The 17,550-nt window shown below is 62.1% G+C and carries 14 protein-coding genes and 1 pseudogene; 8 read left to right on the top strand and 7 right to left on the bottom strand.

Annotation, left to right across the window (positions count from 1 at the left end):
* Window positions 1-319: transposase (locus tag ACFQU4_RS10205; RefSeq protein ID WP_377490504.1), on the top strand; the 319-nt coding region annotated here is incomplete at its 5' end.
* Between the two features lie 71 nt (window positions 320-390).
* Here ACFQU4_RS10205 and ACFQU4_RS10200 read toward each other — a convergent pair.
* Entirely contained in the window at window positions 391-1,419 is a 1,029-nt protein-coding gene (locus ACFQU4_RS10200; protein WP_377490501.1) for an enolase C-terminal domain-like protein, read from the bottom strand.
* Window positions 1,416-2,168: a FadR/GntR family transcriptional regulator gene (locus ACFQU4_RS10195; RefSeq protein ID WP_377490498.1), complete on the bottom strand. Its 753-nt coding sequence runs from the start codon at window positions 2,166-2,168 to the stop codon at window positions 1,416-1,418. The genes ACFQU4_RS10200 and ACFQU4_RS10195 overlap by 4 nt, the downstream gene beginning before the upstream one ends.
* Before the next feature lie 154 nt (window positions 2,169-2,322).
* Between ACFQU4_RS10195 and ACFQU4_RS10190 the strand changes: the two genes are divergently transcribed.
* The 4 genes from ACFQU4_RS10190 (at window position 2,323) to ACFQU4_RS10175 (ending at window position 7,006) form a co-directional block, all read left to right on the top strand.
* Window positions 2,323-3,705: an ABC transporter substrate-binding protein gene (locus tag ACFQU4_RS10190; protein ID WP_377490495.1), complete on the top strand. Its 1,383-nt coding sequence runs from the start codon at window positions 2,323-2,325 to the stop codon at window positions 3,703-3,705.
* Window positions 3,706-3,778: 73 nt separating this feature from the next.
* Window positions 3,779-4,693, top strand: a complete 915-nt coding sequence (locus ACFQU4_RS10185) for a carbohydrate ABC transporter permease (RefSeq protein WP_377490492.1) — start codon at window positions 3,779-3,781, stop codon at window positions 4,691-4,693.
* On the top strand, window positions 4,690-5,547 hold the full coding sequence (locus ACFQU4_RS10180; protein WP_377490489.1) for a carbohydrate ABC transporter permease: 858 nt from the start codon (window positions 4,690-4,692) through the stop codon (window positions 5,545-5,547). Before ACFQU4_RS10185 ends, ACFQU4_RS10180 begins: the two co-directional genes overlap by 4 nt.
* Before the next feature lie 100 nt (window positions 5,548-5,647).
* On the top strand, window positions 5,648-7,006 hold the full coding sequence (locus tag ACFQU4_RS10175; RefSeq protein WP_377490486.1) for an alpha-L-fucosidase: 1,359 nt from the start codon (window positions 5,648-5,650) through the stop codon (window positions 7,004-7,006).
* A 110-nt stretch (window positions 7,007-7,116) separates the two neighbouring features.
* On the opposite strand, the gene ACFQU4_RS10170 is transcribed toward ACFQU4_RS10175, so the two are convergent.
* Together ACFQU4_RS10170 and mobF are read right to left on the bottom strand one after the other, a co-directional pair.
* On the bottom strand, window positions 7,117-7,362 hold the full coding sequence (locus tag ACFQU4_RS10170; protein WP_377490483.1) for a glycosyl hydrolase family 65 protein: 246 nt from the start codon (window positions 7,360-7,362) through the stop codon (window positions 7,117-7,119).
* Between the two features lie 10 nt (window positions 7,363-7,372).
* Complete coding sequence (mobF, locus tag ACFQU4_RS10165) at window positions 7,373-7,981, bottom strand: MobF family relaxase (RefSeq protein WP_377490565.1); 609 nt, start codon at window positions 7,979-7,981, stop codon at window positions 7,373-7,375.
* 227 nt (window positions 7,982-8,208) lie between these two features.
* On the opposite strand from mobF, the gene ACFQU4_RS10160 reads away from it, so the two are divergent.
* Together ACFQU4_RS10160 and ACFQU4_RS10155 are read left to right on the top strand one after the other, a co-directional pair.
* Entirely contained in the window at window positions 8,209-8,628 is a 420-nt protein-coding gene (locus ACFQU4_RS10160) for a hypothetical protein (RefSeq protein ID WP_377490480.1), read from the top strand.
* A gap of 485 nt (window positions 8,629-9,113) precedes the next feature.
* Complete coding sequence (locus ACFQU4_RS10155) at window positions 9,114-9,320, top strand: hypothetical protein (protein ID WP_377490477.1); 207 nt, start codon at window positions 9,114-9,116, stop codon at window positions 9,318-9,320.
* A gap of 13 nt (window positions 9,321-9,333) precedes the next feature.
* On the opposite strand, the pseudogene ACFQU4_RS10150 reads toward ACFQU4_RS10155, so the two are convergent.
* The 3 genes and pseudogenes from ACFQU4_RS10150 to ACFQU4_RS10140 all read right to left on the bottom strand — a co-directional run bounded on the left by ACFQU4_RS10150 (window position 9,334) and on the right by ACFQU4_RS10140 (window position 13,001).
* Window positions 9,334-10,237: pseudogene (locus tag ACFQU4_RS10150) on the bottom strand (IS5 family transposase).
* An 888-nt stretch (window positions 10,238-11,125) separates the two neighbouring features.
* The gene (locus tag ACFQU4_RS10145; RefSeq protein WP_377490474.1) at window positions 11,126-11,944 is read right to left on the bottom strand and encodes a hypothetical protein; all 819 of its coding nucleotides are present in this window, start codon (window positions 11,942-11,944) and stop codon (window positions 11,126-11,128) included.
* A gap of 55 nt (window positions 11,945-11,999) precedes the next feature.
* The gene (locus ACFQU4_RS10140; RefSeq protein WP_377490471.1) at window positions 12,000-13,001 is read right to left on the bottom strand and encodes a hypothetical protein; all 1,002 of its coding nucleotides are present in this window, start codon (window positions 12,999-13,001) and stop codon (window positions 12,000-12,002) included.
* Window positions 13,002-16,658: 3,657 nt separating this feature from the next.
* Here ACFQU4_RS10140 and ACFQU4_RS10135 point away from each other — a divergent pair.
* Complete coding sequence (locus ACFQU4_RS10135; protein ID WP_377490468.1) at window positions 16,659-17,528, top strand: class I SAM-dependent methyltransferase; 870 nt, start codon at window positions 16,659-16,661, stop codon at window positions 17,526-17,528.
* The last annotated feature ends 22 nt before the right edge of the window (window positions 17,529-17,550 follow it).

Genomic DNA, 17,550 nt, shown 5'->3' with positions numbered 1-17,550 from the left:
CACCAGCGGCCACCTCGCCGCCTACGCCGGCCTGGCCCCAGTCACCCGCCGCTCCGGCACCTCGATCAGGGGCGAACACCCAGCCCGGTCGGGCAACAAACACCTCAAACGCGCGTTCTTCCTCTCCACGTTCGCAGCCCTGCGCGACCCGGCCAGCCGGGCCTACTACGACCGGAAACGAGCCGAGGGCAAGAAGCACAACGCCGCCCTCATCTGCCTCGCCCGACGACGCTGCGACGTCCTCGTTCCAGTAACCGGGCGGTCTACGGCCGCAAGAGATATACCTCGAGGACCTGGACACCGACGGCCCTCGAACTGATCGCCGCAAGACCTTGACGACGCCGTTGGATCGGGGCCGCCTCGTGCCCGTCACCGCCCGACGAGGTGCGACTACCAGCCAATACCCGGTGCTATCGGTGCCACGATCCGACCGTCGGATCCGACAGCAGGATCGGTCTGGATCGGGTTTCCCCAGACCAGAGCCTCGTAGTAACTGTTGTTGGGTATGGCCATGCACAGATGCTGTTGCACGATCCCGCCGGCGTGTACCTCGGCACGGAGCCGGAACGCGTCAGCCAAGTGTGCGATACGGAGTGAGCCGGTGATGCCGCCCTTGAGATGCGGGCTGACTCGGAGCGCTCCGGCCGCACCGGCGAGGATGAAGTCTGCGGCGTTGAGGTGTGATCCGGGCGAGGTCTCCCCAACCAGCAAAGGGATCTCGACTTTCCGGGCCAGTTCGGAATATGGCGCGACACCGTACTCGAGCATCGGCTCCTCGTACCAGGCGAAGCCGGCGGAGGCGAGTGCGCGCCCGAGCCGGATCGCGTCGACGAGATCAAACCCTGCCGACCCGTCGTAGTACAAGGGGATCCCGGGCCCGACGTGGGACCGCAGTCGATGTGCCAGTTCCGCGTCGGCGTCGACGTCGCCCCACGCATGGATCTTAATGGCCCGGAACCCCCGCGCCAGCACCTGATCGGCTACATCCAGGTACTCGTCAATGGATCCGTAGGTCACGGTGCTGGCGTAGGCGTCAATCGATGTTCGAAACCCCCCAAGCAGCCGCCAGAGCGGCCACCCAGCGAGCTTTCCGGCTAGGTCCCAGGCGGCAAGGTCCACGAGCCCGAACACCGGCAGGGCGAGCGGATCACGGCGGTCGATCTGCCAGATCCGATGCCAGAGCAGCTCTCGATCGAGCGGGTCGAGTCCGACCAGGTCGTCCCTGATCCAGCGATCGACAGCTTCCGCTGCCGATCTGCCGCGCCGAGTATGCGCCTCACCAGTGATTCCGGCGTCCGTGTGAAGGCGAAGTATGCCGCCCGTAGTGGGTCCTTCCGATCCAGCTAGACCGGCTCGCCAATTGAACTGGGGCTGCGTCGGCAGGTCGACCAGTTCGAGAGAAACGTCGGTGATCTTCACCGTCGCTCCGGCCGGCTGGGCTCAAAGACGCGCTGCCGAATCCGATCATGAAACTGTTGGTGCGCGATCGTAACGTGCGCGTCCATCGCGGCCATCGCCGCGGCCGCGTCGCCGGCGGCGATCTGGTCGGCAACATCCAGATGCTGGGCGGCGGCTTCGGAAAGGCTGCCACTACCGCTTCCCTCCAACCCTAGTATCAAAACCTGTTGCCGGAGTTGATTGGTGGTTTCGACAGCCGCAGACAGGAACGGGTTGCCGGAGGCCGCCGCTATGGCGCGGTGAAAGGCGTCGTCAGCTCGACGGAACCGAGCAAAGTCGTTCGCGCCGGCCGCCGCAGCCGATTCGGCCGCCGTCTTGGCAATGGTCTGTACGTCTGAGGGGCGAGCCCGCTCCGCGGCGAAGCGCGCGGTCTCCCGCTCGATCATACGGCGATATTCGAACAGTCGATCCACGTGGTTGATGTCTGTGGGGACGAATCCCGGTTGCAGGTCGCCGCCGAGTGCCCGCCTTCCGTCAGCCACGAACATGCCGGCGCCTCGACGCACGTTAATCCGACCGAGGGCCGACAACACCTTGACCGCCTCGCGGACCACGTTCTTGCTGATGTTCAACTGGTCGGCCAACTCGAGCTCGGTCGGCAGCCGGTCGCCCAGAGCCAACCCCGCCGCGTTGATGAACTCCAGAATGCGCTCGGCGGCTACCTCATAGCCCGGCCGATATCCGCCGGGTTCGGGTTCAATCTCAGCCATCGTCGTCCCTCCTCACTTCCCAATACATCCTGGCATGATTCGGATTAATGATGCAACACCTTGATTGGTGGATCGCACCCTTCGGGCACTATTTCGTCAGTCTTGGCCGGCTCATCGTCGGTTTGACGACTCGGAGCAAGCACCCTATGGTGTGATGAACCGCATCAATATCGCGTGCATTAATCTAATCAATTCGTCGGTGTCGATCGACTCCGGCTCCGGGACAAAGAGGTCATCAATGCTGAGACCATGGTTGCGACCGACACTTACCGTCATCGCTCTCGCACTTCTGATCGCGATCGTGGGCTGTGGTGGCCAGGGCGCTGGGGGACAGAGGCGGGACGGCACCAAGCCTGCTGGAGAACTGACGTTCAGGGTCTTCGACCCCCCGGCAGAGACCGCCGGGCTAAAGGCTGCGGTCGACGCGTACAACGCCGCCAATCCGGCACGCCGGATCAAGCTCGAGACAGTACCGGTGGCCGACGCACTGGCTCAGTACACCCGTGAGGTCAACGGCGGCGGAGGCCCGGACATCTCACAACTCGCCTCCACCTGGGTCCCCGATCTCGCCGCGGCAAGGTTGCTCGCACCCTTGAACGAGTTGGCCGATGATGATCCGCCGGGTGCCGGAACGGACGACTTCCTCGCGCTCGACCTCGCTCGACAGGGCGACGGCCTCTACGGCTTGCCGTGGAGCGCGGATACGTTCGCGCTGGTCTTCGATCCGGCCGTGCTGGCCGAAGCCAGGGTCTCGCCACCGACGACCTGGGAAGAACTGACGGCCGCTGCCAAGGCACTGACTGGCCAGCATCGAACGGGCTTCTGCTTCGCCGCTTCGAGCGGCCCGACCTCCGAGGTCTGGCATCTGTTCAACTACTACCTTTGGAGTCACGACGCGCAACTGATCAAGAAGGTGGGCGACGGCTTCGCACCGGGCGCGGAACCTGGCCAACTGGCTGCGGCCATCGGGTACCTGAACGAATTCTTCGTCACAGGCAACGCCTCGAAGGCCATGATCTCGGTCGAGAACGCCGGTGACCCGGCCGTCAACGCCGCCGTCGCCCAAGGCCGATGCGGCTTCGCGTTCATGAACCCCACCCAGTTCCGCACCGCGCTCGGCAGCAACCCAGGCCTCAGATCAGCACCGATGCCGCTCGGCCGGGATGGCACGCCGACGACCCATCTTGGTGGACGTTCGCTCGGCATCAACCCCAACACGTCCGACCAGGAAGCTGCCTGGGCGTTCATCAAGTTCATCTCCACCCGGGAGTTCTTCAGCCAGTACTACAGCGGTCAGTTTCCAGCCCAACGGTCGTTGTTGGCACAAGGAGAGTTCAGCCAAGAGTACGACGGTTTCGTCCAGGCGATGCCGACGGCGCGAACCTACGGGCTCTACGCCGGATCCCCGACGCCGATCCCGAAGTACTGGTCAACCACGGCCCAGACGTTGGGCGCGGTTTTCTCGGGTCAACTCGACCCAAGTCGGGCCGGTGCCGAGTTCCATGATCAACTGAAGGAATTCGGCGATGGCGTCTAGGCCCGCTCCGATAATCGCTCCGCCAGCCAACCGGCAGAGGCAGGCATTCCAAGCGAAGGTCTCGAACCAGACCGTGACCCGCCGACGCCGTGCTCGGGGCCGCCTACTCCCCTGGCTACTCACGCCTGCGGTCGTCGTCCTGGCCGGCTTCTACGTCGGCCCTCTTGGCTACAACGTGGTGCTCAGCCTGCATCGGGTCTCGCTGTTCGACAGCGGCACCACGACCGGGCCCTGGGTCGGGTTCGCGAACTACGCTGCTCTGGTTTCCGACCTGAAGCTCGAGCAGGTGCTCGGAAATAGTGCGTTCTGGTTGACGGCCGTAACCGTCCTGGCCCGGCTGGCGTTCGGTATCGGGCTGGCGTTGCTGATCAACGCGACGGCGCTTCGGCAGCTCCGGCTCAGCGGATTGGCCCGCACCTTGATGATCATCCCCTGGGCGGTGCCACCGGTTGTTGCCGTCGTGTTGTGGCGATTCCTACTCGATCCCAGCTCAGGCGCGGTCAACAGAGTGCTGATCGACGTGGGGCTGATCGACTCACCGATCGCCTTCTTCCAACAGGTCACGACTGTCTGGCCGTCAGTCCAAGCCATCATCGTGTGGCGCGAACTCCCATTCGCGGTACTAATGTTTCTAGCCGGTCTGCAGACCATCCCGTCGGAGCTTTACGAGGCGGCACGAATCGACCGGGCCGGGCACTGGCGAACCTTCTGGCACATTACCCTGCCGCAATTGCGCGCCGTGACCGTTGCCGTCACCCTGCTCACCACGATCTGGACCTTCAACAACTTCATCTACGTCTGGCTCTCCACCCGAGGCGGTCCCGGCACGTTCACCGACGTGATCGGCACGGCCGTCTACCGGGCCGGCTTCATCAACTACGACATCGGGCAGGCCTCAGCGCTAGCGAACGTCGGCACCGTGACCATGTTCGCCGTCGCCGTGATCTACTTCCTGACCGTCGTACGCAAAGCCGAGTCGAGCCGATGACCACCACCACGCCCCCCACGCCACGACCGCAACCTCGCCGAACCCGACCGGGGACCTACTTGCTGGCGACGGCCACTGTCGCGGCTTTGGTCATCTTCGTCTCCCCCGTGTTCTGGATGGCATACTCTTCGGTGAGTCCGGCCGGCAGCATCGGATCCGGCCGCCTTCCTTCCCTCACAGAGATCACCGTCGCCGGATATCGCAAGATCGCCGACTTCGGGTTCGACCGCTACTTCTTCAATAGCGGCATGATCGCGATCAGTTCCGCGGCGATCTCGGTGACATTGTCCATACTGGCCGCCTACGCCTTGTCCCGGGCCAGGTTCCGTGCCCGGCAGACGATCATGTTCGGCATCATCGGATCCCAACTGTTCCCCTTCGTGATGCTCGTGACCCCGCTCTACGCCATCCTCGGACGGTTTTACCTGCTTGACACCGAAGCTGCGATGATCTTCTGTTACGTCGCGATCACCCTGCCGTTCTCGATCCTCATGCTCCTCGGCCACATCGACAGCGTGCCCCCAGCGCTGGACGAGGCGGCCGAGATCGACGGCTGTGGAACCTTAACGATCTTGTTCCGGATCATTCTGCCAACCGTCTGGCCGGGAGTGATCGTAGTCTTCGTCTACGCGTTCACCCAGGCGTGGGAGGAATACCTATTGGCTTCGGCCTTTCTGATCACGCAAGAGAAGCGAACTCTGCCGGTCGCACTGGCGGGTCTATTCGGCGAGTATACGACCGAATGGGACGTCGTGATGAGCGCATCCGTGGTCGCCACCATCCCAACCATGATCATTTTTCTGATCTTGCAACGTCGCCTCGTGCCGAATCTGGCCGAAGGCGCAGTCAAGTAGTAACACAAACCTCACCACCCGTCCCGTGGTGGTCACGAGAGGAGACAGCATGCCAAGGGCTCGAACGAGTCGATCGCCACAATTCCGACGATGGACCGCAATGCTCAGCCTCATCGCAGTCCTGACGACCGCTATGCTCAGTGCGGGCAACGCCATGCCCGCGCCCGCATCGACCAGCGGCAAAGCCTATGCGGCACTCAAATACGGCGTCTACATGCACTTCGGGCTGGCGACCTATGTAGGAATCAGTCCGAACAAATACGACCCACATGACTACAGCGCCAAGCTGTTCAACCCGACGGACTTCGATCCGGACCAATGGATGAGGGCGGCGGCGGCGTCAGGCGCGAAGTACGCCGTGTTCACCACCAAGCACCACGACGGCTTCACCATGTGGCCGTCCGCGACCACGGACTGGGGAGTCGAGTCTAGTTCCCGACCAGACCTCGACGCCGTGGGTGAATTCGTCGCAGCGGCACGACGACACGGACTGAAGGTCGGACTCTATTACTCGTGGCTCGACAAATGGCATCCCGGCGGGAAAGTCAAGGACCAGCAGCCCAGCGCCGAATACATTGCATACGCGAAGCAGCAGCTGCGCGAACTCCTGACCAATTATGGCGACGTCATCGCGCTCTATCTCGACGCTCCCGACCATGCCGACGAGGCGAAGATGGCGGAATTCGTGCAAGAGATCTCGCCGGAGACCGCCTTCATCTGGAAGCGACCGTGGGCCTATTCCGCCGAAGACGTTCACGGCTACGAGGAACTACAACAGCGGGATGCGGCGATCAAGAACACGTGCCAATTCCCCGGACCCACGGAGTCGTACTGGAACGTCAGCGGCGGGGTGGCCTCCTGGCAGTCGACAGACAACCCACCGCAGACCGATGCCGCGAACGCACGAGCGGAAATCAGCTACACGAACATGCTGGGATCGACCCTGTCTCTGAACATTTCACCGGGACGCAACGGCAAGCTGCCAGCAGCGAGCGTCGACCTTCTGAAGGAGATCGGCACCACCAAACTGCCGCCGGCGTTCACACTGGCCAATGGCAAGAGAGTTTATGACGACGGGGCAGGCAAGACCATGCGGTGCGGCCGTGCGGACGGGATCCGGTTCGAGGGCACCTGGCAGGCGAACGCGCAGGCCACCGCCTACCAGGGCACAGTCCACACCTCGGCCACCGCCAACTCGAGCGCGGTGTTGTCGTTCACCGGGACCAGGGCGGAGTTGCGGGCGAACGCGGGACCGAGTTCTGGAATCGCCACGATTTCGATCGATGGCGGCACACCAACGCGGGTAGACCTGTACCGCACGTCCAGCCAACAGATTACGTGGCGTTCGCAGCCACTTTCCAGTGCCCATCACTCGATCAAGGTCGTTGTGACCGGAACACGGAACTCCGCGTCGTCCGGAAATTCCATCGCCGTCGACGCACTCACCGTGACTCAGTAAAGAGCCGCTCGGCCAGCGCTGAACACCAGCCCAGACCGATCCGAAAGTGAGTACTGCCACTTTGGATCGGTCTGGGTGTTCAGACGGTGTGACGGCCGGCACGGTACTCGCTAGTCCGGAGCCGCGGTACATCGGTCAGCCGCGGGCCCCTGGCCGACGAGGGCGACAGTGACCGGGCCGGATTCGTCGACCAGCACGTCCTGACCGCGGACCACGACCGCGGCGCTGCCGCCGTCCTCGACCGTGAAGGTTATCCTGATGTACTCCAGGTCGACCCGCAGCCGGGTGCCGCGGATGGTCACCCGGAAGATCAGCGACGGCCGGCCGTCCGGCAGCCGCGGATCGAAGGTGATCATGCCGTTGTAGTCACTCGAGTCCGGGCCCCGGCGGATTATAGGGGGCACAGCATTCCGCTGACACCAGTGCTTCAGAGCTCCAATAATCAGACACCTCTCCGGTCTTGACCTTGTTCGAAACCACTACGTGCGTGTGCAACTGCGGATCACCCGCACGCGAGTCATAGTGATCAAACGCCGTCGCGATCAGACCGGTCACGTCGACATGCGCAACGGCGCCATCCGGGCCCGTTGCGCCGACACGGGTGGCTGCAACCTCACGCTCCATGAACGCAACCACCTGCGCAACCGCAGCATGGTGCGCTTGCATGATCAACGCCTGCAGTCCCGCATCCGCAACCGCCCACAACACCGACACACTCTTCGGAACACTGAACGTGTAGTCAAACCCCGCCACCGCGCGCCGCGTCCCGCGTACGGCCTCCTCGGCCTCGATCGCGGCCACCGCATCCCGCAACTCCACACCCAGAGCTTGACCAAGATCAGCAACCCGCTCGGCGACCCGCTCCGCCACCGTCCGATACACAGGAAACGCACGACCCAACGGCTCGCCCGTGACCGGATCACGCCCCATCCCGATCAACAGCTGCAACTGCGCCTCCAACACCGCATCACCCAGAAACGGCCGTCTCTGACACCCGGACTCCCGGACAGGCGGGTCGAGTCGGTGACGCCGGACGAGCTCGGACCTATTCAGTCGATCTAAGGGATTCCCTTACGCAGCCGAAACACGTGAGGTGCTTGACTCCCCTCAGGACAACGAAGATCTCGAGGGATTTCGGAGAGTCATCAATCCACTGTTTGGCCGGGGTCGCGCTTCTGTCGAAACGAAAGGTAAATGCTGTCATGCAGCGCAGCGTACTGTTGCTGATTGCCTCCCTAGCCGTGGCGGTTTCTGCCGCTATTGGTGCGTCTCCGGCTTCCGTCGCTATCTGTGCGACATCTCCTGTTGCAGCGGGAGAGCTTGCCTCGATCGGTTATGTACTGCGTCCAGGTGGGGTGCGCGAGTCGTCGGTCGTAGTCGAGTTGCGGGTGTCGAACCTGCACGAGCTGCGCGAGGAAGCGCTGCGGGCTGCCGAGCGATCCCGCGCCGATGGACGCGACGACTGGGTGCGGCAGCGGGAGGCAGTCGCCGGAGCAGTCCAGGACGTGCTGGACGATGGCGAACCGACTGCCGGGGACAGTTCCTCGTCGTCGCAGCGCCCGAGAACGGCCGTTTCTGACCGCTGCGCGCCCGCGCCGTCGAGTCGCTGCACACCCAAGTGAGTGGTCCTTCTTCGTCAGGACGACCTCCAGTAGCGTCATACTTGCTTGCCGGTGGGCACGACTCCCGAGCGTTGTCTCCGACAAGCGGCCCCGGACCATGCCGAGCCGGGAACTGTGATTGGAACCCATCGGGCCGAGGGTCGCGACCAACACGGTTGCGGTCCTCGGTCTGGCAGGTTCAATGCGCCCGGCACACCCCATGCGCAAACTCCAAGCCGTGGACCACGTCGGAGTGGGCCGGGATCAAGGACCTGGTGGACCGGCCGGTAGCCATTTCGCGCCGTCGGCGGTGTCGATTTCGTCCTGGCCACCCTCACCGCCGGCGACGTCCGGCACCGAACACTCCGCCGCGGTCGTCCGACAGCCCAATCGACCCCACGAGCCCCTCAAGCTCGACCTCGGGAGGGGGTTCTGACGCGGCGCGATGCGGCGGCATGGAGGCGTGTCTCTACCCGCCGAGGAGCGGCGCGCAATACCCTTCGGTCATGAAGAAGGCACTCATCGTCACCGCCGCACTCTCCCTCGCCGGTGCCGTACTCAACATCGTCGCCTCGAACGTGTTCACCGCAACCACCCCGTCCCACATAACTTCCGCCAGGGCCGTCATCGACTTCAACGACGACCTCTACCTCGGCACGGTCACCCAGACCATCGAAGACGTCGCCTTCCACATCAACCTCGGCGTCGGCTAGGTGTGATGTCCCCTTATTCGCGGAGCCAGATGGTGATCGTGCGTAGCACGACACCTCCGCGGTAGACGACCGCGAGCTTGTCGTAGCGGGTGGCGAGTCCTCGCCACTGCTTGTTCGTTGAAGGATCGTTCGACAACGTTGCGACCCTTGTAGGCCGTCGGGTCGAACGCGGGTGGTCGGCCGTCCCCGGTTCCACGCCTCTTGCGGTGGGCGATCTGATCGGCGGGCTGGGGGATCACCGTGTTGATCCGTCGAGCACGGAGAAGGGCCCGATTGCCGCGGGAGGGGTAGGCCTTGTCCCCAAGCACCGCATCGGGTCGGGTCCGTGGACGTCCCGGCCCGATTCGGACGATCTTCAGCTGGGCCAGGAGTGGTGCAAGCATCGGGGAATCCCCCGGCCTGTCCGGGCGAGATCGCGACCACCAAAGGACGGCCCGGGCCGTCAACGAGCTGGTGAGAGCCCTCCCCGGGACCGTCCCAAACCATGATCGACCGGCTCGGATCGCAGATTCTTGTAATTCGACTCAGCCCCCTGTGTCGCCGCTGGACTGCCTGCCGGCAGGCAGTTCGGTCCGGGCCAGCGTGGTTGCGTGCTGGTGAGCACGGTTGATCGTGGAATCGACCGAGACGTTCCAGTTGATCTTGCCGGTCGCGTCGGCCTCGGCGAACAGTCGGGCATGGATCCGATCCCAGGTGCCATCGACGCTGAACCGCCGATGCCGCTTCCACACCGTCTGCCACGGCCCGAACCAGTCCGGCAGGTCACGCCACGCGATCCCGGTCCGAAACCGGTAGACGATCCCCTCGATCACCTGCCGGTGATCACGAAACGGCCGTCCCCGCTGCCCGTCCGAGGACGGCGTCAACGGCTCGATCCGAGCCCACTGAGCATCCGACAACACAGCAGATCGCGATATGTGTCCACAATCTCGTCATCGACCGCCGACCTTAAGGAGACACGCCCTAGCTCCAGTGCAAGCCATCGGCCGGGCATGTAGAATTTCTCGGGAGCTTTTTTGTCAATCTCGCGACGTGCTTGGGCAATGATTGCGCCCTCACCGGGATTCACACGCCCAATCCGCCCGGCAAAGAATAGACAAGTGTTTCACCAGTGCTGGTTTCGGGCAAGCTCAGTGAACCGTCTAGCTCGCAGCCCAGTATCCGAGGCAGTGTCGTGGAGGTGTGATGCAGCGAAGAACTCTTGGATCGAACGCAGCTCGAATCCCCATTTGCCAGCTTCAACCTCTACCAGCAGGACCAGGCGATCCCCGACTTCGTGAATGATTTAGTTCAGGCGTTCGTGAATCGTGCTGTCGGCCGAGAACGGGTCCTCATGGTGCAGGTATGTGCGCACTACCTTTCATAATCGGCGACCATAAGACTCGCATCCACCTTGTCGGTGAGGGCCCGCCTTTGTATCAGGTACCCCACCAGTGCGTGGAGGCCGAACAGGAGTTGCTTCTCAGACGGCATGGCCGCCTTTGACTTCGACTTCTCACGCTTGTAGATGATCTCAAGGTACTCGTTAAAGAGTCACTCCTTCTGCCTCGGAGGCATTCCATTTCCGATGATGATTAGGATTATGATCGTCACCTGCAATGGAGTCTCCATAAGCAATGACAACTGTCGATCTGCTAGACATTCCTCGACGGTGTCGCTGAGCCGGAGCGCGACGTGGTCATCCATTCTTGGATTGGATCCGAGAGCCACTGTCCGGGTTCTTTGATAAGCCCTCAACCAGACGCGAGAGGGAGGGAGGGGGTCGGCCGGCTCGGGAACGGACCGACCCCCAGTCCATAGGGCGACTACCCTTCCGTGCCCTCATGTTCCGCGATCTGCTTACGGACCCAGACCGCGATCCGCTCTGCGACCGCGTCCGGAGCGCTGAGGAGCGGGAAACGGGGCCAGTCGGTGAGGCTGACTAGCCCGTGGGGCTGCGGCAGTTGGGCAAGGTATTCGCCTAGGGCGGTGCTTGGGGTCGACAGCCATATTTCGATGTCATTGCTGGTCGTTGACCACGCGTTGACCCAGTTGAGTCGCTCAGTGGCATCGCCGGTGACGTTGAGATCTCGCAGGAACGGGGCCCTGCGGTCATACTCCCGGCGTTGAAGTTCAGCCATCCGGACACGGGCTGGCTCACCGGTGAATGCGCCCGTGAAGACCTCGATCACGGGAGTGGGCATCGGGTCGGTCGACGGATCTCCGGTGATCAAGTCCTCGATCTCCTCCAGGCGTGGCCCCATCTGCTCAAGGACTACCGGATCCTCTTGCGGCATGAGCCTTGTCAGAGAACCGTCCGCGTGTACAAGCGGCACGATGTTCGGGTCGATCAGGATTCCGGCGTCAAGCTTTCCCTGGTTGATCAAGGCCGCCACCGCCCCCGCACCCATTTCGATGCCAACTCCGAGGCGCGGACTGGCTTTGCTCGGCTGAGCGCTCAGGCACTCGACGACGTCCAGCCCGTTGATCGTGGGATCAAGCGTGGGGAGCGGTCGCGGGGCCCAGGACTCCACTGACACCAGGGCATCACCCAGGACCTTGCCAAGCTCGGCTTTGACCGCAGACCACATCGGCGAGTCGAACCAGGCATCGACCAGAGTCACGGAAGGGTGCGTGAGAGTCATTCACTGTCCTCGGGGTTGGGGGTTGGGGGTCGGGGGTCGGGGGGTCGACTGTGGCCTACGAGAAGAGCTTTGGAAAACACTTAGCAACCGCGAACGCGGTGTTTTTGCCGAGGCAGAAGGCGCACCAAACGCCACCAGCCAGGCACTTGTCAATGCAGTCAGCAACGGCTGTGGCGTTGAGCCAGGCCGCCTCGAGCAGAATGCAGTCGGCGAACTCCTGACGCCCCACAGGCTGAGTGACGACCGGTTCGTCACCCCACGAGCCAAGTTGGAACGCCGTGGCAACGGTCGTCGGAGGTGACGATTGGGGAGGTGTCGCCTTGACCGCACGCGGGTTGGTATCGAGGTCGACAAAATCGATCAGGTGCTCGCCTGTATGAAGCGTCAGGCTCACCGTTTTGCCCTGGTCCTTCACAGAGATGGTAGTTCCGACCTCAGGTGCGCTCATCAAGACGACCGAGAACGTCTGGGTACTGTGCTGGATCGCGAAGATGGTCTCTTCCCCGTCGACGATCGTGCCGTACTCCACAGCACCCAACCGGTCGACGATGTCTCGCGCGGCAGGCGAGGCAGCCAACAGGTCAGCTGCCTTCGCAGTGTCGATGGGCCGGTACTGATCCGGTTCGGATCTGGGGTCAGCCGCGGCGAGCTGTGTCGACGAGGCGGCCGTGATGACCCCAGCCAACGCCCCCAGCACGACCGTCCGCCGCGACACACCCTGCCCCACCCGCATATCGCGGGCCCGGTACTCAGCATGCAGCAACCGGAGCCAGTGCTTAGCCCGGCGCACACCAAGCAGTCGGGCCAGGCGTAGCCGCATGCCCCACCCGTACCAGCGGGCCATCGGCACATCGCCTTGGATTTGGACTAGGAACGGCCCAGCCTGGCTCGGCTTGCCGGCCAGATCAGTCCAGCCCAGCGACTTGGCGCGAGCGGTCGAGATCACGTCGAGGTCGGCCAGCCCGGCAACTTCACGCCCCAGCGAGCTACATGGGCCGCATCCGCCGTCGGCCACCAGCACGAACCGGGCAGCATCCGCCACAGAATCCACAGTCATCCCGCAGTACCTCATTCCAGAGAAGGCCCAGGGAATCCTTGCTTGCAATGCCCCCGAGGCACCAACGATTGTGAGGCGAACCTAACAATCCCATGCGGAAACGGGTAGCCCGTCAGCAATGGATTACCTAGGTACGCAAACTTATCGAGTTCCGGTGAGTCGGCGGCACTCGTCAGGTGCCGGCAGTATCGACTGCGACGCCATTCCCGTCGCCGGCCTCGACGAGGAGATCCTCGTCAAAGAGCCCACCCAACCAGCCCCGGGCGTCACGACATCAGCAACGCAGACCACCCGGCAGTGCCCCAAGACCGGCTGACCTGTCACCGATGATGTCCAGCCCGCGGAACTGGCGGCGTTGGCGGAACTGGCTGGAGCATATGGGGGATCGCGAGCCCCGTATGCTCCAGCCGTCAGGCCGGGGGACACACAGGCGGCACACACGGGCGAGTTTGGCGCAGCTCAGTGGCGCTCGTTCACGCTCAGGCGAGGGTGAGGGCGTGCCTCTGAATCAGGATCAGCGAGGAAGGTTCGACTCCTTCCCGGGGAGCAAGAAATTGTTCCTGACTAGGTGGACCATCCACCTCTATAGGTCAACGGCGTCCCGGTGGCACACGGCAATGGCACACAGCGGCCCAGAAACGGTCCCAAATCGCAGTTGCTGACCGCCCGGGCGGGTTGTTCCAGTCCCAACCGAAGCTCGCCAGTCCGAGCGAAGTCCCCGAAACGACCGAGCGCAGGGCTGCCCAGGCCTCGGTCGTCGTCGAGGCCGCGCACCGGAGGAAACTTCTTTACGCTGACGAAACGTAGCCCAGTGTCCAATTTGGCACGGGACGCGGTCGTGCGCACGGCTAGCCCCTCTGGAACCTGCAGATAGTTCGATCAGATATCTACGTATTTGAGCCCCAAGAAAACCCAACAGGAGGCCAACGAATAATGCGGAAATTATTCGCCACCCTTGTCGCGACTGTCGCACTAGCGGCGCCGTTCTCCATCGCGACGGCTACAGTTTCAAGCGCAACTGTCGTCAGTCCAGCAGATTTCGCTCCGACCGACAATGATATCTGCGGTTCTTGCGGTGGTGCGATTGGGCCCGGCGGGCATTGCGGGTGTTCGTAAGTCGAACACAGCGGAGTGAGGCCTGGCGCTCATTGGCGGGCTTGCCGGGCCTCACTTACGTCGAGTTACGCTTATCGGAATGCTCCAACCTGAACTCGCATCATCCCATCTCGCTCAACCGAATACTCGTTACGCTGACTGAGTTGCACCATCCGTTGTACCGATTCTGGTTGAGTAACCTTCTGTGAGAACTCTCCAAAGAACGTGCCGCCTGGGCGCAACGCATTACGGACTAGACACCCGAACCAAGACTCTTCCTCGGCTGATGGCATCCGTACGTAGGACATGGACACGGCATCCCATGCGGAGTTTTCGACGCCCTCCAGCCATCGGATCGAATCTGCACACCTAACAGACAGCAGTCGCCCAAGTGCGTACGCACGAGCCCTCGCGGTTTCGCAGCCAGCAGCCGTCAACTCTACCATCGTGACCACGTGGCGATGCGCGGCCCAAATTGCGTTTCGCCCCTCGCCCTCGCCGAGAAAGAGGATGCGGGACGCGTTAGGCAGTCGCTCAAGTTCTCCTCGCACGAAGTCGTTCGGATCTCTAAGGGGAACGCGCCCTGGAGTCGAGTACCGCTCGTTCCAATGAGTGGCTTCGGAAAGTAACTCCTGATGATCGTGTGTTGACCGGAAATAGAGGCTGTCCGCATCTTCAATATCGCAGTTCTCGAACCGTGCTACGATCGGAGGTGTAGGTGCAATCGGCGGAACGACGGGAAGGTTCCCCAAGGGCCAGACCGTGACGAGTGAACGATTTCTGGCTAAGGGTTCGGCTCCAGACACGCGATACGGAATCGGTGCACGATCTGCTTCGGTGTACAGGAACAGCAGCTCACATCCAAGCAACCGCTTCCATCCGAGCGGCACGCAGAGTGTGTTGCCGTCTCGCCGAGTCCAAGGCCGGGATCGGACGACCGCGCAGCGAATTGGCCTAAATGTGGACATTCTCCAATATTAGTCATCTAGTTGCCGCTTCAGTGAACTGTTTGATGCTACTGCGTTCCAGAATCTCGGTGGTCCCGGATCCGCTCGACACAGAACAGGCCTGCCTCCGACGCGAGATCAAGAAGGAAAGGCCAAACCTTGAGCCGTTCGCTTCCGTGCGCAACTTGCTAGGCGGCATCCGCGAACAGCGGGCGCATCCGTTCCTCGGCCCCTCACGCGTACTCCCTCTCCCGTTGAGGGGTAGCGCTGTAGATGCGTCGCCAGCGAGTGGCCGAGGGCGGACGCCCCTTCGATCGGCTTGAAGTTCGCCTCACGCTTGCATGAAGGCCACCGGATAAGCCCAGGTACCGGCATGGGATCCCATCGGGCGGCCGGGCAGCGTGGCGGCGTGCCAGAGGCGCGCCTAGCCCGACGGCGCCTGCGGAGCCGACGCCCCTTGATCTAAGAGAGGCCAATTCGACAGAGGAAGGTGAGCCCGGATGCTTGGATAAACAGTATGTAAAGGGATTCCTTGACACTGGCGTAACACCGCCGCATATCTAATTGGGCCATTGGTGGAAGCCCGACGCGGATTCCGACGTTAGTTACGTGGAAGGCGGATTTCCTGTGGTTATCGACTACGTACGCAAGGTGGTGCTTGCGCTCGTCCTGACTCTCTCAATTGCGGGCGGCACAGCGAGCCTCGCGAGTGCAGCAGAGCCTTGGCCTTGGCGAGTGGAGCACACGTGGTACAAATCGAAGGTTTCATGCGAGTCCCGTGGAATCGCGCTCGTGCTGACTCGACAGTATGAGGAAACTCGCTGTCGGCAGGATGATACATCAGACCCAGGGCATTACACTCTGTGGGTGCTCCCCAAGGGTGATGGCGGTGGTGGTGGTCGTGGCGGTGGTGGCGGTGGTGGCTGGTAGGAATAGTCCATGAAGATTCCGCAACCACTCGACGAATCCTTGCCCGTAGTCAGTCGCGGATGGATCGTTCACCATGGCAAGCGAGACGTCTTGATCCACACGCCGGGCGAACATCCGGATGGCGCGGGTGTTCCGGTCGTACTGTCGAGCTCGGTCATGCGAAATCTTCGGTACGACCTAGGAGGAAAACTCGCTGATGGCGAACTCCGGGCTAGCTCTGTAATACCGTCACGGCTTCAGCAGCAACCTGATGTGCGCAGGGGACACATGCGGGAACTTAGATGTCAGTCGGGCATTCCTGTTGTGCGATGGCGCGAATTGATAGAGGCCTGGGGTGAGCAATCTCCGATAAGTCGGTTGGCGGTATCTACGTGGACTTGTGTCGAAGATTCCGAGGATTCTCTGTCTTCAGAAATTTTGCTCGTCGGCCAGGTGGTAGTTGTGCGTTGGATGACCGTTGAACTCCGCGACTGGCTCGACACTGTCCCGCCGCCAAACACGATCTACGTCGCACCAATGGTTGCGAACAACTATGAGGATCTTCTGCCCTGGTAGGTAGCCGTTAGCGTTCGTGACACTTTCGCCAGGCATGGGGCTTGCCAACAAGGGCGTGGCGATTCGGGTGACGGCCAATGTCCAATCTGTGTAGCTCACTCACAACAGCCGGAGAGGAGGCGAAGATCAAATGACCATCGAAACTCATCCGCGCTTACTGCGATTCCATTGGCATGGCTCGCTGGTCACGCTTACGTCGAATGGAGATCTAGAGATGTCGCCGCCCCTCGATGACCGGGTCGCACCCTGGTCCGTGATCGCTGACCAATACGACACTATCAACGACTCATTGTTTCCAGCAGACTTGGATCGTCTGGACGAGCTGTTGGCCGACCGGCAGTCCGTGTGTGAGTTGGCTTCCGGAACGGGGCGTGCGGCGCTCCGGCTCGCGCGCCCGGGAAGGCGTGTTGTCGCGGTTGATTTCTCCTCGAAAATGTTGAATCAGCTGAGACAGAAGGACATTCAGGGAAGTGTTCAAACCGTGTGTCAGCCGATGGAAGATTACGTCCTTCAGTCAGCTGACAGGTTCAGTGCCGTAGTGTGCATAAACAATGGAATAACGTATCTAACGTCCGCCGATGAACAGCTAGCGCTCCTGAGATCACTCCCGAATATTCTCTTGCCCGGTGGAATCGTCGTAATCGAGTGTGCCGACCCCTCGACCATTCTCTTCAACTGGGCGCCGTCCCCGAAGACGATGCCGGTGGTGATTCGTCACGACATGTTTCTTTCGATGTCTGTTTCCCTCAATTTCCACGATCAATTGGCCCGTATTAGCTACGCGTACGAAGGCTCTGGAAAACAGACGCGGCGGACCACTACCGTCTCTCGTTACATCTGGCCTAATGAGTTCAGGCTTATGTGTGAGCTATCAGGATTGAGTATTCTCAATTGGTGGGGAACATGGAACGGGGAGGACTACACATCGGGTTCCCCCAAGATGATTGCTGTCTTGTGCAGTATCGAGGATACAGATGAAGGAGGTCCTTTGATCATCTAGTAGCCGTCGAACGCGAACGTTC

Origin of the sequence: Microlunatus sp. GCM10028923, assembly GCF_042666975.1 — a bacterium.
In the GTDB taxonomy this organism is placed as follows: domain Bacteria; phylum Actinomycetota; class Actinomycetes; order Propionibacteriales; family Propionibacteriaceae; genus Microlunatus.
Note: the sequence above shows the minus strand (reverse complement) of the source record. Positions and strands in the feature narration are given on the sequence as shown.